The sequence below is a fragment of the Pseudomonas batumici genome, assembly GCF_000820515.1.
GTDB classification, from domain to species: Bacteria; Pseudomonadota; Gammaproteobacteria; order Pseudomonadales; family Pseudomonadaceae; genus Aquipseudomonas; species Aquipseudomonas batumici.
This window is the reverse complement of record NZ_JXDG01000068.1, coordinates 205,620-228,719: the sequence shown is the minus strand read 5'-3', so window position 1 is coordinate 228,719 and position 23,100 is coordinate 205,620. Positions and strand designations below refer to the sequence as shown.

22 protein-coding genes are annotated in these 23,100 nt (G+C 62.8%); 8 read left to right on the top strand and 14 right to left on the bottom strand.

Annotated elements, in window-relative coordinates; translation table 11 throughout:
* Window positions 1-36 precede the first annotated feature (36 nt).
* The 4 genes from UCMB321_RS26650 to UCMB321_RS26635 form a co-directional block, all read right to left on the bottom strand.
* The gene (locus tag UCMB321_RS26650) at window positions 37-2,637 is read right to left on the bottom strand and encodes a fimbria/pilus outer membrane usher protein (protein WP_040071684.1); all 2,601 of its coding nucleotides are present in this window, start codon (window positions 2,635-2,637) and stop codon (window positions 37-39) included.
* A gap of 136 nt (window positions 2,638-2,773) precedes the next feature.
* Window positions 2,774-3,559, bottom strand: a complete 786-nt coding sequence (locus tag UCMB321_RS26645; protein WP_040071683.1) for a fimbrial biogenesis chaperone — start codon at window positions 3,557-3,559, stop codon at window positions 2,774-2,776.
* Between the two features lie 19 nt (window positions 3,560-3,578).
* Window positions 3,579-4,349, bottom strand: coding sequence for a fimbria/pilus periplasmic chaperone (locus UCMB321_RS26640; protein ID WP_040071682.1), 771 nt, complete (start codon window positions 4,347-4,349; stop codon window positions 3,579-3,581).
* A 61-nt stretch (window positions 4,350-4,410) separates the two neighbouring features.
* Window positions 4,411-4,974 carry a fimbrial protein gene (locus tag UCMB321_RS26635; protein WP_040071681.1) on the bottom strand — a complete coding sequence of 188 codons (564 nt, stop codon included), beginning with the start codon at window positions 4,972-4,974 and terminating at the stop codon, window positions 4,411-4,413.
* Between the two features lie 299 nt (window positions 4,975-5,273).
* Between UCMB321_RS26635 and UCMB321_RS26630 the strand changes: the two genes are divergently transcribed.
* The gene (locus UCMB321_RS26630) at window positions 5,274-5,942 is read left to right on the top strand and encodes a response regulator (protein WP_040071680.1); all 669 of its coding nucleotides are present in this window, start codon (window positions 5,274-5,276) and stop codon (window positions 5,940-5,942) included.
* Between the two features lie 14 nt (window positions 5,943-5,956).
* Here UCMB321_RS26630 and UCMB321_RS26625 read toward each other — a convergent pair whose 3' ends face one another.
* On the bottom strand, window positions 5,957-6,526 hold the full coding sequence (locus UCMB321_RS26625; protein ID WP_040071678.1) for a xanthine phosphoribosyltransferase: 570 nt from the start codon (window positions 6,524-6,526) through the stop codon (window positions 5,957-5,959).
* A gap of 56 nt (window positions 6,527-6,582) precedes the next feature.
* Window positions 6,583-8,592: a DNA helicase Rep gene (rep, locus tag UCMB321_RS26620; protein ID WP_040071677.1), complete on the bottom strand. Its 2,010-nt coding sequence runs from the start codon at window positions 8,590-8,592 to the stop codon at window positions 6,583-6,585.
* Window positions 8,593-8,861: 269 nt separating this feature from the next.
* Here rep and UCMB321_RS26615 point away from each other — a divergent pair, with 269 nt between their 5' ends.
* The gene (locus UCMB321_RS26615) at window positions 8,862-10,532 is read left to right on the top strand and encodes a putative bifunctional diguanylate cyclase/phosphodiesterase (RefSeq protein WP_040071676.1); all 1,671 of its coding nucleotides are present in this window, start codon (window positions 8,862-8,864) and stop codon (window positions 10,530-10,532) included.
* 24 nt (window positions 10,533-10,556) lie between these two features.
* Here the strand turns inward: UCMB321_RS26615 and UCMB321_RS26610 are convergent, their stop codons facing one another.
* Window positions 10,557-11,960 carry a NorM family multidrug efflux MATE transporter gene (locus UCMB321_RS26610; RefSeq protein ID WP_040071675.1) on the bottom strand — a complete coding sequence of 468 codons (1,404 nt, stop codon included), beginning with the start codon at window positions 11,958-11,960 and terminating at the stop codon, window positions 10,557-10,559.
* Between the two features lie 152 nt (window positions 11,961-12,112).
* Here UCMB321_RS26610 and UCMB321_RS26605 point away from each other — a divergent pair, with 152 nt between their 5' ends.
* Entirely contained in the window at window positions 12,113-13,033 is a 921-nt protein-coding gene (locus tag UCMB321_RS26605) for a LysR substrate-binding domain-containing protein (protein ID WP_040071674.1), read from the top strand.
* A gap of 90 nt (window positions 13,034-13,123) precedes the next feature.
* Window positions 13,124-14,338, top strand: a complete 1,215-nt coding sequence (locus UCMB321_RS26600; protein ID WP_040071673.1) for an aldose 1-epimerase family protein — start codon at window positions 13,124-13,126, stop codon at window positions 14,336-14,338.
* A 66-nt stretch (window positions 14,339-14,404) separates the two neighbouring features.
* Here the strand turns inward: UCMB321_RS26600 and UCMB321_RS26595 are convergent, their stop codons facing one another.
* The 4 genes from UCMB321_RS26595 to UCMB321_RS26585 form a co-directional block, all read right to left on the bottom strand.
* Entirely contained in the window at window positions 14,405-15,898 is a 1,494-nt protein-coding gene (locus tag UCMB321_RS26595; RefSeq protein ID WP_040071672.1) for a YifB family Mg chelatase-like AAA ATPase, read from the bottom strand.
* Window positions 15,899-16,244: 346 nt separating this feature from the next.
* Complete coding sequence (locus UCMB321_RS26590; RefSeq protein WP_040071671.1) at window positions 16,245-16,808, bottom strand: hypothetical protein; 564 nt, start codon at window positions 16,806-16,808, stop codon at window positions 16,245-16,247.
* Between the two features lie 248 nt (window positions 16,809-17,056).
* The gene (locus UCMB321_RS30405; protein WP_245220853.1) at window positions 17,057-17,227 is read right to left on the bottom strand and encodes a helix-turn-helix domain-containing transcriptional regulator; all 171 of its coding nucleotides are present in this window, start codon (window positions 17,225-17,227) and stop codon (window positions 17,057-17,059) included.
* 9 nt (window positions 17,228-17,236) lie between these two features.
* Window positions 17,237-17,497 carry an accessory factor UbiK family protein gene (locus tag UCMB321_RS26585; protein WP_040071670.1) on the bottom strand — a complete coding sequence of 87 codons (261 nt, stop codon included), beginning with the start codon at window positions 17,495-17,497 and terminating at the stop codon, window positions 17,237-17,239.
* A gap of 416 nt (window positions 17,498-17,913) precedes the next feature.
* Between UCMB321_RS26585 and glnK the strand changes: the two genes are divergently transcribed.
* The 4 genes from glnK (at window position 17,914) to sutA (ending at window position 20,695) form a co-directional block, all read left to right on the top strand.
* On the top strand, window positions 17,914-18,252 hold the full coding sequence (glnK, locus tag UCMB321_RS26580; RefSeq protein WP_002555808.1) for a P-II family nitrogen regulator: 339 nt from the start codon (window positions 17,914-17,916) through the stop codon (window positions 18,250-18,252).
* Window positions 18,253-18,285: 33 nt separating this feature from the next.
* Complete coding sequence (locus tag UCMB321_RS26575) at window positions 18,286-19,626, top strand: ammonium transporter (protein ID WP_040071669.1); 1,341 nt, start codon at window positions 18,286-18,288, stop codon at window positions 19,624-19,626.
* Between the two features lie 211 nt (window positions 19,627-19,837).
* Window positions 19,838-20,263, top strand: coding sequence for a secondary thiamine-phosphate synthase enzyme YjbQ (locus UCMB321_RS26570; RefSeq protein WP_040071668.1), 426 nt, complete (start codon window positions 19,838-19,840; stop codon window positions 20,261-20,263).
* A 102-nt stretch (window positions 20,264-20,365) separates the two neighbouring features.
* Window positions 20,366-20,695 carry a transcriptional regulator SutA gene (gene sutA, locus UCMB321_RS26565; protein ID WP_040071667.1) on the top strand — a complete coding sequence of 110 codons (330 nt, stop codon included), beginning with the start codon at window positions 20,366-20,368 and terminating at the stop codon, window positions 20,693-20,695.
* A 69-nt stretch (window positions 20,696-20,764) separates the two neighbouring features.
* Here the strand turns inward: sutA and UCMB321_RS26560 are convergent, their stop codons facing one another.
* Genes UCMB321_RS26560 through UCMB321_RS26550 form a run of 3 tightly spaced genes read right to left on the bottom strand, consistent with a single transcriptional unit; the run spans window position 20,765 to window position 23,096 of the window.
* Complete coding sequence (locus tag UCMB321_RS26560; protein ID WP_040071666.1) at window positions 20,765-21,472, bottom strand: HAD family hydrolase; 708 nt, start codon at window positions 21,470-21,472, stop codon at window positions 20,765-20,767.
* Window positions 21,472-22,368: a tyrosine recombinase XerC gene (gene xerC, locus UCMB321_RS26555; protein WP_040071665.1), complete on the bottom strand. Its 897-nt coding sequence runs from the start codon at window positions 22,366-22,368 to the stop codon at window positions 21,472-21,474. The genes UCMB321_RS26560 and xerC overlap by 1 nt, the downstream gene beginning before the upstream one ends.
* A gap of 2 nt (window positions 22,369-22,370) precedes the next feature.
* Window positions 22,371-23,096: a DUF484 family protein gene (locus UCMB321_RS26550; RefSeq protein ID WP_040071664.1), complete on the bottom strand. Its 726-nt coding sequence runs from the start codon at window positions 23,094-23,096 to the stop codon at window positions 22,371-22,373.
* Window positions 23,097-23,100 lie beyond the last annotated feature (4 nt).

Genomic DNA, 23,100 nt, shown 5'->3' with positions numbered 1-23,100 from the left:
CAGGGGCGTTTGCGGAGCAGTTATACGTGACCATGATCAAGCCTCATCCGCAGCTGTATCAGACGGGGCCGACCGAGGCGCATCGGTAATCTCGGCCCGACATTTCCCATCCATCTGCCGCAAGCCTTCGGACTCGGCCAGCGTGCCCAGGTCATAGGCGATCCGGCAGATGTCCGTGCTGGCAGGGCCCCACTTGACCGCCAGTTGGCCGCGATCCTGCGGTACCCGGACAAACGCCTTGCTGCTTTGTCCGACCGTGCCCACGCTGGCACCGCTTTCATCGAACACATCGGCACCGAAGGGCAACGGGCTGCCATCCTCGCGCAGGGCATTGATGATCAAGGCCCGCCCGCTGCTGGTCTCGTACTTCATCACCACCACGGCGCCGGCCCGGGGCGCGACGTTGTGCGAGGCGGACTTGAGCTCCACGTCATGGGACATGTCCTTGGGGTCCAGTTCGACCACGTTCTGGCGGTACGGTGTGAGGTGCGGCACCACGGCGTAACCGTTGTCGTCCACCTGCGAGTTATTGCTGCCGACCCAGGCGCCCTTGGCGCCGGGCGCGTTGACCAGGCCGATGGTGTCGCCCAGTTCCGGGGTCAGGGTCACGCCGTCGGCATGGGCCACCAGGCCGCCGGACAGGCCCAGGGATTGCGAGTGGTAACCGTTGCCCTGGCTGTAGCTGGTGGAGGCCAGGGCGTAGCGGCTGCGGTATTGCAGGTCGGCGTTGAAACTGTTACCGCCGCCATTGTCGGCGTGGCTGGCCGAGGCCCCGTAGCTGATCTCGTTGCGTTCACCCCAGGTGCCGCTGAGGCCGGTCCGGACGCTGTTTTGGTTGTCGCCGTGGATCAGTGTGCTCGACAGGTTGGGCGCACGGTTTGAGTAACCCAGCGGCAGGCTGATGGTGAGGTCGATCTGGTTGCTGCTGCGCTCGGTCAGCAGGTCGCGGGTACGTTGGGCACTGACGGTGTAGTTCATGCGTTGCCAGTTGCTGCTGTAGCCGGCGCTGAAGCTCAGGCTGCCGCCCTTGCGGTTCCAGTAGTTCTGCGACGAGCCGCTGAGGAACAGCGAACCCCGCTCCAGGCTCTGGTTGATGCTGAGATCCAGGCGATCGCGTACCCGGCTGATATTGTCCAGGTTGCCTCCGCCCTGGGCCAGTTCACGCAGTTGCGCGGTATCCCGCGCGGTGAGGAAGCCGTCGGTGGAGTAACGGAAGGCGCCGAGGGCGAAGTTGGTCCCGGTGTCGGCGAAGTTCTTGTTGTAGCGTGCCTGCAGGCTCTGGCCCCGGCGATTTCCGTTCCCCGGCAGCTCGGCATGGGAGGTGGTCACATCCAGCGAAATCGCTCCCAGCGGGGTATTGAGGGCCGCGCCGAGGATTTGCGAGTGATAGCCTGACGAGGCCAATGCACCGGTATAGCCGGTGAGCAGGTTGTTGAGGCCGTACTGGAAAGTGCCCTGGCTCAGCCAGGGGGTGCTGTTGACGCCGAGCTCGGCCATCTCGCCCAGGCTCAGCGAATAGCGGCTATAGCCCGGTCGGAGCAGCTTCACATCGGAAGCGAAAGGTACGATGAATTGCCGCTGCCGCCCGTCGGCCTCGGTGACGGTGACCTCCAGGTCGCCGCCGTAGCCGGTGGGGAACAGGTCGTCGAGCGCGAATGGCCCCGGGGCCACGCTGACTTCGTCGAGCAATATGCCGCGCTGGCGTATGCTGACCCGGGCGTTGCTCTCGGCCACGCCACGGACGATGGGCGCATAGCCGGTCTGCGAGTCGGGCAGCATGCGATCGTCGGTGGAGAGGGTCGCGCCGCGCAGGCGAAGGCTGTCGAACAACTCGCCGGTGGTGTAGATCTCGCCGGTCATGAGTTGCGATTGCAGGCCGGGCAGTTCCCGTTGCACGTAGGTGGCGCTGCTCTGGTAGCTGCTGCCGGCATTGCTGCTGCTGTAGGCGCCGTTGTGCCGCAGGTGCCAGCCGTCCAGGTTGAGACCGGTGTTCAGTCTCAGGGAGTTGGAGAACGATGAATGGCCCTGGTTGTTGTTCCTGAAGCCATTGGCGTCGTAGCGGACGAACGCCGCGTTCACGCCCGTGTCCCAGTGCTCCGGGCTGACATAACCGCGGGCCTTGCGTGCCAGGTAGATCTGCGGGACTTGCAGGTCCAGCCGGCTCTCACCGGTATCGAAGCGGGCGCTGGCACCGGGTAGATAGGTACTGATATCGCCGCAGGTTGGCGTGCTCGGCAACGGCGGCGGAACGGTTTCGCCGGCCTCGGCGGCCTTTTGTGCCACCCCGTCGAGGTCGACCCCGAGCCTGATCAGCAGGGCGCGGTCCAGGCAAAGCTGCGCGTTTTTCTGGCCCTCGACCCCGGCGAAGGTCAGTTCGTCGCGGCCGATCCAGTTGCCGTTGACGGTGATATCGGCACGATAATGTCCCGGCAGGACCACATTGCCTTCGTTGAAGCGCGAGATGTCGATCTGCCCGCCACCTCCCGGAAAGAAGGCCGGGTTGAACTCCACCCGCTCGACCTCGTCGGCGGCCAGGGCGCTACCGGCGCCCAGCAGCAGGAGGCTGTGAATGACGTGGGCCAGGCGGCTGCGCACAGGGCGCGATCCGCCGGCTACAGGTTGTGTCTTCGATCTCATCGCTAACGTTCCAATCCTTGTGTATTGCCGGATTCGGGCAAGCCGTTCCCTGCCGTCGCGTGTTCAGGATCGCGACGGGGTCGGAGTTGTCGTCATGGGTGGGCGTTCGAGTGACGCCGGGTCTTCGTTCAGCCCGTCATGGCGTGACCTGGGCCTTGTGCGTGTGCCGGGCGCCGTAGTCGTCGATGAGCTGGAATTCGACCTGGGCGCCGGCACTCGGCGCCGACTTCAGGCTGGGCAGGGGGAAACGGTTGCTGGCATGGGGATTGACCATGTTCTCGGCGGCCGTCTCGCCGACCGGCTTGGCATGGCGTTGGCCGGCCGCCAGCAGATCCACCGAATCGAAGTTCAGGTGGTAGGGCGTGGGGTTATGCACTTCCAGGGCTGGCCCCTGTTCGGTTTTCACCAGCTTCCAGAGCAGTTTTTCGGTGGCCTGTACCGCCTCGTACGGCAGGCCCTGTGGTCGGAAGAACACCTTGATGCGAGTCTTGAACGCCAGTTGCAACTGGTTGCTCTGCTCCGAATCCCGGGCCTTGGGTGGGACTTCCAGCATGTTCAGCCAGAACAGGCTCTCGCGATCCGTGGGCAGCGCTTCACCGGTGTAGGTCAGGCGCACGACCTGCTGCTTGTCCGGCTCCATCCGAAAGATCGGTGGCGAGGCGACAAACGGCACCTTGGCCTGTTCCGGTGTCACTTCCTCGTCGCCACTGTCCAGCCAGACCTGCACCAGTGCCGGTTTCTGGTTCTTGCTCTCGAACCGAATGCTTACTTCCTTCTGGTTCGCCGGATACACCACGCGGGTGCCGGTGATGATGACGCTGGCCTGCACCGTGAAGCCGGCTATCAGCGTCAGGGTCGCCAGGACGAGCCGGGCGACGAGGCGAGTGAAGCGGGTGGTGTGCTGGGATCTGAGGATGTTCATGGGCAATCGTCGGTCCGGTTCAAGAGGGTATGTCGGCGCTGTGGCTGACGCGTGCGCCAAGGTCGCTGATCGCGCTGAACTCGACCTTCAGGGCGCCGCTGGGCAGGGTTCGCAGGGCCGGCAGCGGGAAGCGCTTGATATCGCCGGACGGCAGCAACAGGCTGTCGTTGACCTCCTTGTTCGGGGCCTTTGGATAACGTTCACCGCGGCCTTTGCCTACCAGTTCGACCGAGCCCAGCGAGATGTGATACGGCGTGGGGTTGACGACTTCCAGTGCGTGGCCACCCTCGTGGGGCACCAGCTTCCAGCTCAGCCTGGGGGCCGCGGCGCCCTTCGGATAGGGCAACCCCTGCGGTCGGAAGAACACGCGCAGGCGGGAGCGAAACGACAGTTCCAGCAGGTTTCTGTCCTTGGCATCGGCGGCGCTCGGTTGGACTTCCAGCACATTCAGCCAGAACAGGCTTTCGCGGTCCGTGGGCAACGGCTCGCCGGTATAACGCAGGCGCGGGGCCTGCTGCTTTTTCGGTTCGATGCGCAGGATCGGCGGCATCGCGGTGAAGGGCGCCTGCGCGGTCGCGGGCGTCGCGCGTTTGTCGCCGTCGTCGAGCCAGAGCTGAACCAGGGCAGGGCGTTCGCCCTTGTTCTCCAGCCGGACCACGACTTCCTGTTGTTCGGCGGGATAGATCACGCGCGCGCCATGGATGACCACGGCGGCAAATGAGGAGGTAGCGTGCAGCGATGCCGTCAGAAGGGCACAGATGACCATGCCCGAACGAGCCAGGTTGTTCATTGGCGAAGCTCTCGTGTTGAAGGCTGGACCCGCGACAGGGCGCAGGTCCATTGGAGGACGCTTAGTCGGCGTACTCGACCATGAAGCCAACCCGGGTGTTGACCTCGCCTTCGCCCGCGGCAGCGGTGGCGTAGTACTGGGCGCCCAGGGGGATGAGCGCCTGGTTGTCGGAGATGACCACGCCTTCGGATTTTTCGGTGTAGAGGTGGATCGGCGTGCCGTCGCGCTTGGTCACCTCGACCTGGACGTTGCTGGCGGCGTCCGAGGTGACGTCAATGTTCAGGCGGCCGGTGGTGACGTCGATCGCCGGGCTGCTCGGGTCGAACGCGACCATGGCAGTGCGGCCGTTGGTGCAGGCCGTTTCGCCCGGTGCGCCGACGCGAATCGTGAAGCCTGTGTGGTTGCGGCGATCGCCGGCGTTCGTCAGGAGGGAGGCGGGCACGCCGCCCAGGTCGACGTCCTTGACCACGGTGCCACCGCCCGGCGCTTCGCCTTCGATGGTGCAGGTCACGTCGGTCACCAGGCCGCTGAAGTTGATGATGCCGTCGTTGGCTGCGGAAGCCGGCAGGGCGATGAGGGCGGCCAGGGCGAGAGACACGGCGGCAGAGACTTGAGAGATTTTCATCGGATTACCTTGAATGGTTTCAGTTGATGTCCCATCCGACAGGCTTGTAGGGAAGGCACTAGCCTGTTGGATGAGGGTTACCACTCTCGTGCAAGCCGGCCCTCTGGCCTATCGAGATACCTCGAAGCGTGACACTTTCGTGATTTCTCGAGCGGTTTGTCGTTTGTGCTCTGGGTGTCGGCTGCTATAAGTCTGAAAGTTCTGTAGGTCTTAGCCGGGCCCCTCCCGTTGCCGGCCTGGCTTTATCGTTCAGGAGGTCTGATCCAATGAGTTACGTATTTCCTGGTCCCCGCACCGTCATGCTGCTGGACGACCATGAGGTGATAAGGGTCGGCACGGCCTTGTGGTTATCCAAGGAGTCCGATCTCGAAGTCGTCGGTTCCTTTTCCACGAGTGGGGAGTTGTTCGCCGCGCTGGCCAAGCAGCGGCCCGATATCGTCGTCGTCGATTTCATGCTCGGTCCGATGGAGATCGACGGCATCAACCTGATCCGGGCGCTCAGGGTGCGTTATCCCGAATGCAGGACCCTGGTGCTGTCGGCGCATTACACACCCGCGACCGTGTCGCTGGCCCTGCAGGCGGGAAGCTGGGGGTTCTTCGGCAAGTCCCAGCGGTTGGACGAACTGGCGGCCGCCATCCGTACCGTGGCCTGCGGCAAGATCTACCTGCACCCGGCCATGGCCCGGGAGGTGGGGGTGTCGGAGGCGGCGCTGTGCAAGGCGTCGGTCGCCGCCGAGCAGACGTGCGCCTTTGCCCACGAGGAGATTCTTTCGCCGCGGGAGCGGGAAGTGTTGCGCTGCTTCCTGGATGGCATGTCGGTGAACGGGATTGCCGCCAAGTTCTCGCGCAGCGCCAATACCATCAGCACGCAGAAACAGTCGGCCTACCGCAAGCTGGGGATCAAGACCGACAGCGAGCTGTTCAAGTTATCCGGTTCGCTGCGGGACTCGAACACGATAGGCCTCTGATTTCCAGGCGCTGCTCAGAGAAAGCTGACGACCCCTCCGGCCAGGGATTTGACCCGGGCCAGCGATTCCACGCGATACCCCTGGGCATCCAGCTCCGCACGGCCGCCCTGGAACGACTTCTCGATCACGATGCCCAGGCCCGCCACGGTGGCGCCGGCTTGCTTGATGATCGAGATCAGCGCCTGGGACGCTTTACCATTGGCCAGGAAGTCATCGATGATCAGCACGCGATCGCTGCTGGTCAGGTGGCGCGGGGAAATCGCCACGGTGTTTTCCACCTGCTTGGTGAAGGAATATACCGTCGCCGACAGCAGGTTCTCAGTCAGGGTCAACGACTGGTGCTTGCGGGCGAAAATCACCGGCACGCCAAGGTTCAACCCGGTCATGATCGCCGGGGCAATCCCCGAGGCCTCGATGGTGACGATCTTGGTGATGCCCGAGTCGGCGAACAGTGTGGCGAATTCGTCACCGATCAGTTTCATCAACTGCGGGTCGATCTGGTGATTCAGGAAGGCGTCGACCTTCAGGACCTGATCGGAAAGCACGATGCCTTCTTCGCGAATTTTCTTGTGCAGTGCTTCCACGGAACGTCCTCGAATAGCGCCTTGTGCGCTGAAGATAGATTAAAAAGTGCTCAATTCTAGCGCTTTAACATCGCGCGTATATCCGCCAGCGCCGAATTGCCGCGTACGGCCTTCACTTCGGTCGGCGTGTCGTCGTTGCCTTCCCAGGCCAGGTCGTCCGGTGGCAGCTCATCGAGGAAACGGCTCGGCGCGCAGTCGATGACCTCGCCGTATTGCTTGCGCTTGGCAGCGAAGGTGAAGGCCAGGGTCTGGCGGGCACGGGTAATGCCGACGTAGGCCAGGCGCCGTTCCTCCTCGATGGTATCGGCCTCGATGCTGGAACGGTGCGGAAGGATTTCTTCCTCCATGCCCATGATGAACACGTAGGGGAACTCCAGCCCCTTGGACGCGTGCAGGGTCATCATCTGCACGCCTTCGGCGCCGTCCTCTTCTTCCTGCTGGCGTTCGAGCATGTCGCGCAGCACCAGCTTGCCGATGGCATCCTCGACGGTCATGTCGCCGTCTTCGTCCTTTTCCAGGGTGTTCTTCAGCGCTTCGATGAGGAACCAGACGTTGCTCATCCGGTAGTCCGCGGCCTTGTCGCTGGAGCTGTTGGTGCGCAGCCAGTTCTCGTAGTCGATGTCCATGATCATGCTGCGCAGGGCCGAGATCGGGTCTTCGCCGGCGCACTGTTCACGCACCCGGTCCATGAAGCGCTTGAAGCGCGACAGGCGATCGGTGAAACGGCTGTCCAGGTGTTCGCCCAGGCCGAGTTCGTCGGTGGCGGCGTACATCGAGATCTTGCGCTCGGTGGCGTAGTTGCCGAGCTTTTCCAGGGTGGTCGAGCCGATCTCCCGGCGCGGGACGTTGATCACCCGCAGGAAGGCGTTGTCGTCGTCCGGGTTCACGATCAGGCGGAAGTAGGCCATCAGATCCTTGACTTCCTGACGTCCGAAAAAGCTGTTGCCGCCCGACAGACGATAGGGGATCTGGTGGTGCTGCAGCTTCAGTTCGATCAGCTTGGCCTGGTAGTTGCCCCGGTACAGGATGGCGAAATCACTGTAGGGCCGGTCGGTGCGCAAGTGCAGGCTGAGGATCTCCATGGCCACGCGCTCGGCCTCGGCGTCCTCGTTGCGGCAACGGATCACGCGGATTTCGTCGCCGTGGCCCATTTCGCTCCACAGCTGTTTTTCGAATTCGTGCGGGTTGTTGGAGATCAGCACGTTGGCGCAGCGCAGGATACGGCTGGTGGAGCGGTAGTTCTGCTCCAGCATCACCACTTTCAAGGACGGATAGTCGTCCTTGAGCAGCATCAGGTTTTCCGGCCGCGCACCTCGCCAGGCGTAGATCGACTGGTCGTCGTCACCCACCACGGTGAACTGGTGGCGCTTGCCGATCAGCAGTTTCACCAGCAGGTACTGGCTGGCGTTGGTGTCCTGGTATTCGTCCACCAGCAGGTAGCGGACCTTGTTCTGCCACTTTTCCAGGATGTCGTCATGTTCCTGGAACAGCTTCACCGGCAGCAGGATCAGGTCGTCGAAGTCCACCGCGTTGAACGCCTTGAGCGTGCGCTGGTAGTGGGTGTAGACGATGGCCGCGGTCTGTTCCTTGGGATTGCGCGCGTTCTCCAGGGCTTCGGGCGGCAGGATCAGGTCGTTTTTCCACGAGCCGATCATGTTCTTGATCTCGTCGACGCCGTCGTCGCCCGCGTACTCCTTCTGCATGATGTCGGTCATCAGGGCCTTGACGTCGGTCTCGTCGAAGATCGAGAAGCCCGGCTTGTAGCCCAGCCGCACATGCTCCTTGCGGATGATGTTCAACCCCAGGTTGTGGAAGGTGGACACCGTCAGGCCGCGGCCTTCGCCGCCCCTGAGCAGGGTGCCGACCCGTTCCTTCATTTCCCGCGCGGCCTTGTTGGTGAAGGTCATGGCGACGATGTACTGGGCACGGATGCCGCAGTTCTGGATCAGATGGGCGATCTTGCGGGTGATCACGCTGGTCTTGCCGGAGCCGGCACCGGCGAGCACCAAAAGAGGGCCGCCGACGTAGTTCACGGCTTCTTGCTGCCGGGGGTTGAGTCGGGACATGAGGGCGTCAGACGTCTGCTGCGAAAAAAGGGCGGGCATTTTAACAGGCTGGACGGATTCTGCCGCGACTCTCCGACACTGTGACGCGCCCCGCTATCTAAATTTGCCGGTTTTGTTACTTTCCCGCAGGATGCGCGACAAATTTCGAGCTATTGTTCACATTTGTGCTACAGCGCAAAGCACTTGATAATCAATCGTATTTAAGATTGCCTCCAGAGCGTGTCGCAATGTTGATCGCCAACGTTTTTTGCAGAGTCTAGGGAGTCAGCTTGACTACGCCTGTTGAACCCTTGCGTTTGCTGCTACTGGCCGATGAGTCGGAGTGGGCGGCCTTGTTGCGCGAGTGTCTGGCTCCGATGGGAGACTCGACCGTGCTGATCCATGCGCCGTCCTGGGAGGCGGTCAGCCGGTTGTTCGACGCCGACCGCACGGCGCTGTTATTGACGGTGCCGGGCTTGCAGCCGGCGCCGGGGCGCTGCCGCCTGCCCACCGTGCTGCTGCTGGAAGAAGAGCCCTTGATCGCGCCCTTGGGGGCCAGCGACTGGCTGGTTCGCCAGGGGCTCGATGCGCCGACCTTGCGCCGTTGCCTGCGTCATGTGCGTGAACGCGGCGTGCTGGAAAACACCTTGCAGCGCCTGGCCGAGCAGGACCCGCTGACCGGCATCGCCAATCGCCAGGGTTTCCAGACCCTGCTGGCGGCGCGGCTGGCCGAGAACGCTGGGCGCGGCCTGGCTCTCGGGCACCTGGACCTGGACAATTTCCGGCATGCCAACGACGCCCTGGGTCATCAGGCCGGCGACCGGCTGATCCTGCAGGTGGTCGCGCGGCTCAAGGGCCAGCTCGAGGCCGGTGATCAACTGGCGCGCCTGGGCAGCGACGAATTCGCCCTGCTGATCGACACCCGCCGCGCCCCCCAGCGGGCCGAGCGCGTGGCCGAACGGATTGTCGAGGCCATGGCCGAACCCTACTGGGTCGACGGCGAGAGCCTGCTGATCGGTTGCAGCCTGGGCATCGCCCATAGCCGTGCCAACGCCGGTGCCGACCCGCTGATGTGGCACGCCCATATCGCCATGCAGCAGGCCAAGAGCACCCAGGGCTGCACCTTTCACACCTTCAATGAGCGCATCAATCGCAACGCCCGCAGCCTCGCCGATCTGGAAAGCGAGTTGCGCCGGGCCCTGCGCCGCGATGAGCTGGAATTGCATTACCAGCCGCGCCTGGACCTGGGCAGCGGCCAGATCGTCGGCCTCGAAGCCCTGGTGCGCTGGCGCCATGGCGAGCGCGGGTTGTTGCCACCCAGCGAGTTCGTGCCCCTGGCCGAGCAGAGCGGGCTGATCGTGCCATTGGGCTACTGGGTGATCTCCCGGGCGTTGCGGGATATGCAGACCCTGCGCGAGCGCGGGCTGGCGCCGTTGCACATGGCGGTCAACCTGTCGTTCCGGCAGTTCCAGGACAGCCAGTTGCTCCCGACCTTGAGTCGGCTGATTGCCGAGCGCGGCGTCGAGGCGCAGTGGCTGGAGTTCGAGCTGACCGAAACCGCGGTGATGCGCCGCAGCGACCTGGTCAAGCAGACCATGGATGCCCTGGGGCGGCTGGGGGTGCGCTTTTCCCTGGACGATTTCGGCACCGGGTTTTCCTCCTTCGTGCACCTCAACAGCCTGCCGATCGCCTTGCTCAAGGTGGACAAGAGTTTTGTCGGCGGCATGGAGCTGCGTGAGGAAAACCGCAAGCTGGTGCATGCCATGATCAACCTGGCCCACAACCTTCATCTGGACGTGGTCGCCGAAGGGGTGGAAACGCCGGAGCAACTGGCGCTGCTGCGTGACTTCGGCTGCGACCAGGTCCAGGGTTACCTGATCAGCAAGCCGTTGCCGCTGGCGGATCTGCTGGAGTACCTGACCTTTGGCGCCAGCCTGCCGGCGGTGCAGGAAGGGGGCTGACGCCGCCCGATGCAGCCCGTTGGCTCAGGCTGCATCCATGACGCTGGGTTGTGGGCTTTGCGCCGGATCGCGTCCCAGCATCCGCTTCATCCGCCATTCGAACGCCAGCGTCAGGCTCACGGCCGCGCAGGCCAGGCCCAGTGCCAGGCCCCACCAGACACCGGTCGGCCCGCCGTTGAAGTCGAACGCCAGCAGCCACGCCGCCGGGGCTCCGATCAGCCAGTAGCAGCCAAGACCGACGAGGAAGGTGGTCTTGGCGTCTTTCAGGCCGCGAATCGCGCCCATGGCGATGGTCTGGGTGCCATCGAACAACTCGAACCAGGCGGCCACCGCCAACAGGCTGACGGCCAGTTCGATGACCGGCTGGAACGCCGGGTCGTTGCGGTCCAGGAACAGCCCCACCAACTGATTCGGCGCCAGCCAGAACAGGGCGGCAAAGGCCAGCATGGTGGCCGCGCCGAAGGCGATGCCGACCCGACCGGCCAGGCGTGCGTCCAGCAGTTGCCCGGCGCCATAGTGCTGGCCGATGCGCAGGGTGATGGCGTAGGAGATCCCCGCCGGTACCATGAAGGCCGCCGAGACGATCTGCAGGGCGATCTGGTGGGCCGCCAGTTGCGTACTGCCCATGGTGCCCATGCACAGCGCGGCAAAGGCGAACAGCCCGACTTCCACTGCATAGGTGCCGCCAATCGGCAGGCCCAGGCGCCAGAGCTCGCGCAGATACTGCCCGTTCGGCCGCGACAGGCCCCGCAGCAAGGGGTAGTGGCGGTACGCCGGATGCCGCCTGATATGCCAGGCCAACGCCAGGGCCATGCAGCTGGCGACAAGGGCGGTGACCAGGCCGATGCCCACCAGGCCCAGCTTGGGCAAGCCGAACATCCCGGTGATCAGGGCATAGTTGAGGACAAAGTTGGCCACGGTCCCGCACAGGCTGATCACCATCACCGGCGTGGCGCGGCCCAGGGCGCTGGTGAAGCCGCGCAGGGCCATGAAGCTCAGATAGCCGGGCAGGGCGAACGGCAGCACCGTGAGGAACTGTCCGGCGGCATGCACGTTGCTGGGCGTCTGGCCGAACATCAGCAGCACCGGCTTGAGGTTCCACAGCAGCAGGCCGGCCGCCAGGGCCATCGCCCAGGCCAGCCACAGTCCGGCCTGGGTCAGGCGGGTGGCGCCTTCGACATCGCCGGCGCCCTGGCGAATGGAGACCAAGGTGCCCACTGCCGCGATCACGCCAATGCAGAAAATCGACACGAACGAATAGCTCGCCGCGCCCAGGCCACCGCCTGCCAAGGCCTCGGGGCTGAGCCGGGCCATCATCAGCGTGTCGGTCAGCACCATCAGCATATGCGCCAACTGCGAGGCAATCAGCGGCCCGGACAGCCGCAGGATGGCCCAGAGTTCGGTGCGTGCTGAATGCTTCATGATCATCAGGCTCGACAGGTGGAAGGCAGTGAGAACCGTTGATTTTCAGCGTTCGGGGAGATTTGCACAAAGGGATAAAACCGATTGCTCGCATGATAAAAACTCATGCAGGGCGGTTTCTGCTAGGGTTGGCCCATTGCGTTATCGGAGCGCTCCCCATGTCCCGTCGTCTACCTCCTCTCTATGCCTTGCGCGCCTTTGAAGCGGCGGCGCGCTACAGTTCGTTCACCCGGGCGGCGGAAGAGCTGTCCATTACCCAGAGTGCGGTCAGTCGACACATTCGTACGCTGGAAGAGCACTTTGCCTGTCGGCTGTTCCAGCGCAACGGGCGCAACCTGCAACTGACCGAATCGGCGCGTTTGCTGCTGCCGGGTATCCGCGAGGGTTTCGGTGCCCTGGAGCGGGCCTGCAATACCTTGCGCGCCGAAGACGATGTCCTGCGTATGAAGGCACCCTCGACCCTGACCATGCGTTGGCTGCTGGCCCGGCTCAGCCGCTTCCGGCATTTGCAGAAGGGCAATGAGGTCCAGCTCACCAGTGCCTGGATGGATGTCGACAGCGTGGACTTCAACCAGGAGCCGTTTGATTGCGCGGTGTTGCTCAGCAACGGTCATTTCCCGCCCGATTGGGAGGCCAGCTACCTGTTTTCCGAGTGGTTGATTCCGGTGGGAGCACCCACGTTGCTCAACGAGCAGCCTTGGGATGCCGAGCGCCTGGCCGGCGTCGAGTTGCTGCACCCGACCCCCGATCGTCGAGACTGGCGCAGTTGGCTGGAGCGCATGGGCCTGTCCGAACGGATCTCCCTCAAGGGCGGCCAGGTGTTCGATACCCTGGAACTGGGCATGATTGCCGCCGCTCGGGGGTACGGGGTGTCCATGGGCGACCTGCTGATGGTGGCCGAGGACGTGGCGCAAGGGCGTCTGAGCCTGCCATGGCCGACCGCCGTCGACAGCGGTGAGAAATATTACCTGGTCTGGCCGAAGACCCGTCCGGGCGGGGAGCGTCTGCGGCGTCTCAGCGATTTCCTCCAGGGCGAGGTCGCCGCCATGGTCCTGCCTGAAGTCCAGCGGTTGGGCTGATACGGTTTTCTCGGCGGTATTTGTTCGGCCAGCTTGCTGAAACGTTTCATCAGCGCTATAAAAGTCGAACAACTCCAATAAGGACCGCCCATGACCTCCCTCCGATTGCTCTTCGGCGTCACCGCCTTGACCGCCGCTTCCCACGCCATGGCCTGGGATTACGTGTTGCTCGACAGCGACACTCCCGCGCAGAACCGCCAGATCACCAGCCAGCAACTGGGGATCAAGACCGCCAAACCCTTCTCCGTAACGATGCGCACCTTGCACGGCGGTCGCCAGGAAGGGGTCAGCATCGTCGATATCGACAATGGCACGATGAAACTGTCGGTAGTGCCGACGCGGGGCATGAACGTCCTGCAGGCCTCCGTGGGCAATGTACGCATGGGCTGGGATTCGCCGGTCAAGGAAGTGGTCAATCCGTCCTTTATCGAGCTCAACGGTCGCGGCGGCCTGGGTTGGCTGGAGGGCTTCAACGAGTTGGTGGTGCGTTGCGGCTATGAGTGGGTCGGGCACCCGGGGCTCGATAACGGCGAATTGCTCACCTTGCATGGGCGGGCGGCGAATATTCCGGCCAGCAAGGTCACCCTGCATATCGATGAACAACCGCCCTATGCCATTCGGCTGCAAGGCGAGCTGAAGGAGCAGGCGTTCAAGAAGGTCGACTTCTCCGTGGTTACCGAACTGTCGACGCTGCCCGGCAGCGTGAGCTTTGCGCTCAACGACACCTTGACCAACAACGGCGACTACCCGAAGGAATACCAGGCGCTGTATCACAGCAACTTCAGCACCCCGTTCCTGGAGCAGGGCGCGCGTTTCGTGGCGCCGGTGAAGCAGGTATCGCCATTCAACGACAAGGCCAAGGGCGACCTGCCGGATTGGCAGACCTATCGCGCGCCGACCAAGGACTATGACGAGACCGTCTACAACGTCGTGCCGTATGCCGACGCCAAGGGCGATACCCTGGCGGTGTTGCATAACAAGGCCGGTAGTCTCGGGGTTTCGCTCGGCTTCAATACCCAGCAGTTGCCGGTGTTCTCCCTGTGGAAAAACACCGATACCCAGGGCCAGGGTTATGTCACCGGGCTGGAGCCGGGCACCAGTTTCTCCTATAACCGCCATTATCAGCGTCCCTTGGGGCTGGTGCCGACTATCGAGGCCGGGCAGAAACGCCAGTTCCAGATCAGTTACAGCCTGCTGGCGGACAAGGCGGCTGTGGATAAGGCGGTGCAGCGGGTGACGCAGATTCAGGACGGGCGCAAGACGGAGGTGCGGGGCACGCCGTTGGTGGATTTGAGCAAGGAATAACCCTCTGGGGATGGGCGGGCCGATGACGTGATGTTTCGGCCTGGCCTTGTTCACGCGATGTCATGTCTATTGGGACACTGGCCGATATTGCAACGCTTCGGCCAGATGATCCCGGCCTATGTTGTCCACCTGTTCCAGGTCCGCCAACGTACGTGCCACCTTGAGAAGCCGATGGGCTGCCCGTAGCGAAAGCGTCAGTCGTTCACATGCCGTTTCCAGCCACTTTTCATCGCCTGTGGATAACTTGCAGTGCGCACGTAACCCCGGTAAATCCAAAAATGCATTGGCGCAGCCTTGGCGTTGTTGCTGGCGTTGTCGGGCTTCGGCGACGTGGGCGGCGGCCTGGGCGGTGCTGTCGCCGTCCTGGCGGATGGGGCTGAGCGCCGTGGCTTCGCGGGCCACAGTCAGGTGCAGGTCGATGCGGTCCAGCAGCGGGCCGGAGAGCTTGTTGCTGTAGCGCTGGATCTGTTCCGGGGTGCAGCGGCAGCGTCCGCTGGGGTCGCCAAGATATCCACAGGGACAGGGATTCATTGCCGCCACCAGTTGGAAGCGCGCCGGGAAGCGCACGCGGTCGCGGGCGCGGGAAATCACGATATGGCCGGATTCCAGCGGCTCGCGCAAAACCTCCAGTACCTTGCGGTCGAATTCCGGCAATTCATCCAGGAAGAGCACGCCGTGATGGGCCAGGGTGATTTCACCGGGGCGCGGTCGAGGGCCGCCACCTACCAGTGCCGGGCCCGAGGCTGAGTGGTGGGGTTGGCGAAACGGCCGCTGCGGCCAACTGCTCAACGGCACATGACTGGCGACCGACTGGATGGCTGCAACTTCCAGCGCTTCCTGTTCGTCCAGCGGCGGCAGTAAACCGGGCAGGCGGCTGGCGAGCAGGGTTTTCCCGGTGCCGGGTGGGCCGCTGAACAACAGGTTGTGCGCCCCGGCGGCGGCGATCAGCAGGGCGCGTTTGGCGGCGAGTTGGCCTTGCACTTCGCTCAGGTCCGGGTAGGGCTTGCTCAGGTGCAACAGGCCGCTGGATTCGAAGGGTTTGATCGGCGCATGCCCGTTGAGATGGGCCACCAGTTGCAGCAGATGGTCGACGGCAATCACGGTCAGCCCGGAGGCCAGCGAGGCCTCTTCGGCATTGGCCTGCGGCACCACCAGCGTGCGCCCGGCGGCGCGGGCGGCCAGTGCCGCCGGCAGCACGCCTTGCACCGGACGGATGGCACCGGACAAGGCCAGTTCGCCGAGGCACTCCATGTTGTCCAGGGTCAGAGCGGGCACCTGCACGCTGGCGGCCAGGATGCCGAGGGCAATCGCCAGGTCGAAGCGTCCGCCGTCCTTGGGCAGGTCGGCCGGGGCGAGGTTGAGGGTGATGCGCCGGGCGGGAAAATCGAGGGCCGAGTTGAGGATCGCGCTGCGGACCCGGTCCTTGCTTTCCTTCACGGCGGTTTCGGGCAGCCCGACCAGCGTCAGGGTAGGCAAGCCGTTGGCCAGATGAGTTTCGACGGTGACGGCGGGGGCTTCCACGCCCACCTGGGCGCGACTGTGGACGATGGCCAGGGACATGCTCTTTCCTTGAACGCGAAGGGGCCGCTTCCTGCGGTTCTGGAAGACTAGTTGAGCGGAGGATGGGCTTGGGGGCTTTTGTGTGTCCAGACGATTCGTTGTCTGTTCGTGGGGGAGTGACGCACCGTTAACGCTGGGCAGTGAGGTCGCCAGAAACAAGTAGGCCCCGCATAACGGGGCCACATATACCTAGGTTCTTCACCGTTTCAGTAACCCGGGAGTGGAACGGCTAGGGCTGCGAAGAGATTGTATTGAAATCCTTTTTCTCTTGGTAGTGATGGCTACAGTGGATCGCGCGCCTGAACACGCCTTGGGCTGGCACCAGAAGTAGCGCTGGAGAAACTTATTATTTTTCGTGACAAGCAACTTCTGTACTCGGGGCTGCGCCCTTGTCTGACGACAACTCACATTGCAGTTCCAGGACTTCTTGGGGCAAGGCCCGGCTTCCGCGTTCGAAGCCCCATCCCCGCATCCATTGATTATTGTGTTCGAACTGGATTTGTAGCCGGCTCGCAGGTGTATCACCACGTAGCGGATTTTCAGCGGCTTGATCACGGCTTCGTGGCGTAGGTGTGTCATCGGTTTCTGCTGCGGGTAGATCAACCTCGAAGGGGTAAAAATAAAACTCCCCTTTCGCATTGGTGTAGGTCAACTCGGAGACGGTTACCACGAATTTGAATTCTCTACGGGTTTGCAGTGTTGTGGTCTGGGCAAGCGCCTGGGCCATCACGTGTTGCAGAGGGGTGGTGGTTTCTCGCGGGACTTCGGTAATGATTCTGATCCTCATATTCTCCACAGGTCGGCCATCCTTAAGGACAGTTCCCGAGACTTCGGGGACCTTGATCTTGCTCGCGCAACCGACGATCAAAAGTAGCGAAGTGAAGATGAGAAACCTTGCTGTTCTTTTCATGAGTATTCAAACTGTATTTCAATAGACAGATTGCAGCGACAAGATAATGAGTGGGTAGCGTGTGGTTTGATCAATGATGTTCCCGCAGCAGATCATGATAATTTTAGAGTAATAGATACATATCGTATGTTCTATTAGGCAATAAAAATCGTAAATATGTCGTTGGGGATATTGTAACGACTGGTGTTTTCGATGGGGGGCAGCGCAGGGTATTCAATTGAGTGGGACGTTTTTCGTCCCGCACTCTCTTAGTGAGCTGTAAGTGGCTGAACCGCCAGCCTCAGCCCCATAACGCGCAGGATCGCGGTAAGGCTGCTGACAGCCGGGTTGCCTTCAGCAGACAAGGTTCGATAGAGCTGAGTCGGATTCAGCTCGGCTGCCTTGGCTACGCCACGCACACCGCCAAAAGCTTCGGCCATGATGAACTGTCACTCCACCGGCGGATTCAGCTTCGCCTCCAACTCCGCCACCTTCGCCTCCAGGCTCTCCAGTCGCGCACGGGTTCGGGCCAACACCACCATCTGGCTGTCGAACTCCTCCCGGCTGACCAGGTCCAGCTTGCTGAAGGCGCTCTGCAACAGCACCTTGAACTGGCTTTCGAATTCCTGGCGGGGCAGGGGTGTTTCGCCGCTGAACAGACGGGAGGCGTGGCCGCTCAGGGCATCGAGGAAAGCTTTGGGCGCAAGCATGGCTAAGGTTCCGGAAACAGATTACCGATCAGTGTACCACGCAGTGTCTATAGTGATTTTCATGGGTGTGGGTGCACGCTTTTTGCGCATCGCGCCGGAGCAGTGCGCACCGTTGTTGTGCGTATACCCCGGGCGCAAGGCGGTTTTTCACCCCTCTCGGCGACCAAGGGATTGAAATCATTGGTTTTTACAGAGCTGGCAAGCTTTCTGCTTAGTTGCCGGTGACCCATGCACTGATGCAGTCGCTGTGACGGATGCAGTGCGGCAGACGAAGCTGGGAAGTTTCGCCGGCAGCGGTTAGCTGGCGTCGAGCGGTCGATGAAGGCCGACGATGCGTTACAAAGCCAGGCACTGCGCTTAGACTTGAGTCGGGTTTGTTTTCCTGGGGCAAGTCCACCAATTCGGGAGAGAGTTTCATGAAGCTAGTCACTGCCATCATCAAGCCGTTCAAGTTGGACGACGTGCGCGAGTCGTTGTCCGAGATCGGCGTGCAGGGCATTACCGTTACCGAGGTCAAGGGATTTGGCCGGCAGAAAGGTCACACCGAGCTGTATCGCGGCGCGGAATATGTGGTCGATTTCCTGCCCAAGGTGAAGATCGACGTCGCCATTGACGACAAGGATCTTGACCGGGTTATCGAGGCGATAACCAAGGCTGCCAACACCGGCAAGATCGGTGACGGCAAGATCTTTGTGGTCAATCTGGAACAGGCTATTCGCATCCGTACCGGCGAAACCGATACCGACGCAATCTAAGCCGCCAAACCCAACGCCCCAGGAGAAAACAATATGACTCTGCGTAAATTCGCAGGGCTAGGAGCCCTGTTGTCCCTCGTAATGCCAGCCTTGGCCATGGCAGCGGACCCGGTACCTGCTCCAGTCCTCAATTCCGGCGATACCAGCTGGATGCTGACTTCCACAGCCCTCGTGCTGTTCATGACCATTCCAGGCCTCGCGCTGTTCTACGGCGGCATGGTGCGCTCGAAAAACATTCTTTCCGTGATGATGCAGTGCTTCGCCATTACCGGCCTGATCACCATCCTGTGGTTCATTTACGGCTACAGCATGGCGTTCGATACCACCGGGATGGAAGCCAACGTCGTCAACTACAACTCCTTCGTCGGTAGCCTGGCCAAGGCCTTCCTCGCGGGTATCACGCCAGCCAGCATCACCGGGCCGACGGCGCTGTTCCCCGAAGCGGTGTTCGTCACCTACCAGATGACCTTCGCCATCATCACCCCGGCGCTGGTCGTCGGTGCCTTCGCCGAACGCATGAAGTTCTCCGCGATGCTGGTGTTCATGGGCGTGTGGTTCACCCTGGTCTATGCGCCGATTGCGCATATGGTCTGGAGCGGTCCGGGTTCCCTGCTGGGCGACTGGGGCGTGCTCGACTTCGCTGGTGGCACCGTGGTGCACATCAACGCCGGTGTCGCCGGTTTGGTAGCCTGCCTGGTGCTGGGCAAGCGTAAAGGCTTCCCGACCACCCCGATGGCGCCACACAACCTCGGTTACACCCTGATGGGTGCGGCCATGCTGTGGGTCGGCTGGTTCGGCTTCAACGCCGGTTCCGCATCGGCGGCCAACGGCACCGCCGGTATGGCGATGCTGGTCACCCAGATCGCTACCGCTGCCGCCGCCCTGGGCTGGATGTTCGCCGAGTGGCTGACCCACGGTAAGCCAAGTGCCCTGGGCATCGCTTCGGGCGTGGTCGCCGGCCTGGTTGCCATTACTCCGGCTGCCGGTACCGTTGGCCCGATGGGCTCGCTGATCATCGGCCTGGCGGCCGGTGTGGTGTGCTTCTTCTGCGCCACTACCCTGAAACGCAAACTGGGCTACGACGACTCCCTGGACGCCTTCGGCGTACACGGTATCGGCGGTATCCTCGGCGCGATCCTCACCGGTGTGTTCGCGGCACCGTCCATGGGCGGCTTCAACGCAGCCACCACCGACGTCGCGGCACAAGTCTGGATCCAGTGCAAAGGTGTCGGCTTCACCGTCATCTACACCGCAATCGCGACGCTCATCATCCTCAAGGTGCTGGACGCCGTGATGGGGCTGCGGGTGACCGACGAAGACGAGTCGGTGGGCCTGGACCTGGCGCTTCACAACGAGCGCGGCTACAACGTGTAAATGCAGCAAAAAAAATGCCCGGCTTGCCGGGCTTTTTTTTGTCTGGAATTTGTCCTTGAAAAAAGGACTGAAAGGATTTATCCAAAGGCATTACGGCCAAACCCCCGGAGTGTTTTTGTAAGGGCCGATTGCTTACAGCAAAGCAAGAGTATTAGGCGCTTTGCTTTTTTCCAGAGCGCGCTAGAATGCGCGCCGAAGGGCGGAGAACTGTATGTGGCAACAGACACTGATTACCTTGCGGGCCAGGCCCCGGGGTTTTCATTTGGTGACCCAGGAGTTACTCGACGGCTTGCCTGAACTCAAGGCCTGCCAGGTCGGCCTGTTGCATTTGTGGCTGCAACATACCTCGGCTTCGTTGACCATCAACGAGAACGCCGATCCGGCGGTCCGTCGTGACTTCGAGCGTTTTTTCAACCGGCTGGTACCCCAGGTCGAGGCCGATTATGAACACAACGACGAAGGCGCGGACGATCTGCCGGCGCACTTCAAGGCCAGTTTGCTAGGCTGTCAACTGACGTTGCCGGTGACGGCGGGACGGTTGGCCCTGGGCACCTGGCAAGGTGTCTATCTGGGCGAGCACCGGGATCATGGCGGTGCCCGCAAAGTCCTTGCCACCCTTTACGGTGATGGGGCATAAGCCGCTGTGGTTCAGCGGATGTTGAATTTTTTCTGGCGGCCTTCGACAGTCGGCGCAGCTGGGCTATAACTAATCTGCTTTTCGCAAGTCATGAGGTAGAACATGAGCGACGATGATCTGGAAAACGACGACCTCGAAGTCGGTGAAGACGACGAAACCGAAGAAGGTCTGGAAGCGGCAGCTGAAGACGTAGACGTTGCCGATGACGATGGTGGTGACGCGCCGGTCCCGACCGCCAAGGGCAAGGCCAAGGCTGCGGTGTCGGTTGACGAGCTGCCGAGTGTCGAAGCCAAGAACAAGGAACGCGACGCCCTGGCCAAGGCCATGGAAGAGTTCCTCGCTCGTGGCGGCAAGGTGCAGGAGGTCGAGGCCAATGTGGTCGCCGATCCGCCCAAGAAGCCGGACAACAAGTACGGCAGCCGGCCTATCTGAGCCGCGGCGTCTGCTTTCTGCTTCGTTGAAAAAGCCCGCCGTCGCCGCGGGCTTTTTCATGGCTGCTGATCAGGCGTGGGCGTTCCAGCCGGCCAGCAGTGCCGGCAACTCGGTCAGGCTGCGAACCTGCGCGTCCGGTTGCCGGTCTGCCTCCCAGGCCTTGCCCGTCGGGTTGTACCAGACCGCCCGCAGGCCCGCCTGCTGGGCCCCGGCAATGTCATCCCCGGGGTGGTCGCCGATATGCACCGCGGCGCTGGCCGGGATATTCCCGCCGCGTACCAGGGCCTCATGGAACAGGCGTGAGTCCGGCTTGGCAATGCCAATGTCTTCGGCGCACAGCGCAAAGCGGAAGTAGTCGGCGAGGCCGAGGCGGCGTACGTCGGCGTTGCCATTGGTGATCACCCCCAGGGCAAAGGAGCGGCCCAGGGCCTCCAGGGTCGGCTCGACCTCCGGAAACACCTCGATCTGGTGTCGGGCGTGGATAAACACCTCGAAGCTCTGATCCGCCAGCTCCGAAGCCTGTGCGTGCGGGTAACCGGCCTCTTCCAGGGCATGGAACAGCACCCGGCGGCGCAAGGCGCTGATGCGGTGCTTGAGCGCCGGCTCCTTGAGCAGCACCCGTTCGCGAATCGCCCACAGGTGTTCCACCGGCACGCCACCCAGGTTCGGTGCATGCTCGGCCAGCCATTCGCGCAAGACATTCTCCGCACTGTGGATCACCGGCGCGGTATCCCACAGGGTATCGTCGAGGTCGAAGGTGATCAGCTGAATCGTCATTACTCACTGTCCTTGCTGCGTTTGGCCCGGGGATGGGCGCTGTCATAGACGGTTGCCAGGTGCTGGAAGTCCAGGTGGGTGTAGATCTGCGTGGTCTTGATGTCCGAGTGGCCGAGCAGCTCCTGCACGGCGCGCAGGTCCTGGGACGACTCCAGCAGGTGACTGGCGAAGGAGTGCCGGAGCATGTGCGGATGCAGGTTCTGTCCCAGTTCGCGCTCGCCGGCGGCCTTGACCCGCAGTTGAATGGCCCGGGGGCCGAGGCGGCGGCCTTGCTGGCTGACGAACACGGCATCGTCCACCGGGTTGCTCAGGGCGCGCAGCGGCAGCCAGCTCTGCAAGGCTTCCCGGGCTTTGCGGCCGACCGGCAGGACACGGGTCTTGCTGCCCTTGCCGTGGACCTGCACCAGGCCGTAGGCCAGATCCAACTGTTCCAGATCAAGCCCGGTCAGCTCCGACAGGCGCAGGCCCGAGGAGTAGAACAGCTCGAGAATGGCCTGATCGCGACGGGCGATAAAGTCGTCCTCCATCGCCCCGTCCAGCAGTTGCAGGGCCCGGTCGGTGTCCAGGGTCTTGGGCAGGCGCCGTTCAGCCTTGGGCGGTGCCAGGCCGGTGGCCGGGTCGTGATCGCACAGGCCCTCGCGGTTGAGGTACTGGTACAGCCCGCGCACCGCTGAAAGCAGGCGCGCCAGGCTGCGGGAGGACTGGCCTTGCTGGTGCAGGCGGGCGATCAGGCGGCGCAGGCGCTGGATATCCAGGGCGCTCCAGCTGCTGATACTTTCCTTTGTGCAATAGGCCAGGACCTTGTTCAGGTCGCGGCGATAGGCTTGCAGCGTGTGGGGCGACACCTGGCGCTCACTGCGCAGGTGTTCGCAGTAGGCGTCCAGCTGTCGCTCCATGGCTAGCGCACCGAGCGCAGGGCAGGGGTGAAGCGCGGAATGACGCGGCCCATGACTTCGGCGATGTAGCTGAGGAACAGGGTGCCCACCGAGCTTTTGTAGTGTTGCGGGTCACGGCTGGCCACGGCGAGGACCCCATGTACGCCCTGGTGACTGATGGCGACCACGGCGGTGGAGCCGATCTGCTTGCGTTGTTCTTCGCCGAACAGGAAGTCCAGCTCGTGCTCACGCAGGCTGCCGCTGATGCTCTTGCCTTCCGAGAGCAGGCCGCCGATGGCTTGCTGGGCTTCGGCGTGGCTGACCCAGCGGCCTACCGGCATGGCGTTGTCACCGAACAGGATCAGGCTGACGAAGGGCACCTGGAAATCCTGGCGCAGGCTGTCTTCCACAGCCATGACCAGATCGTCCAGGCTGGCGGCGTCCATCAGGGCGAGGATCAGGCGGCGGGTCTTCTCGAACAGGCGATCGTTGTCGCGGGCGACATCCATCAGTTGCGACAGGCGATGGCGCATTTCGATGTTGCGCTCACGGAGGATCTTCATCTGGCGCTCGACCAGAGACACCGTGTCGCCGCGCCGATGAGGAATGCGCAGCGCCGGCAGCAGTTCCTCGTGCTCGACGAAGAAATCCGCATGCGCCTCCAGGTAGGCGGCGACCTGCGCCGCCTCAAGGCTCTGTGCAGGCGGCTCGTGGGGCTGTTCGGCTGGAACCTGAGGCTGGTCGGTCATGGTA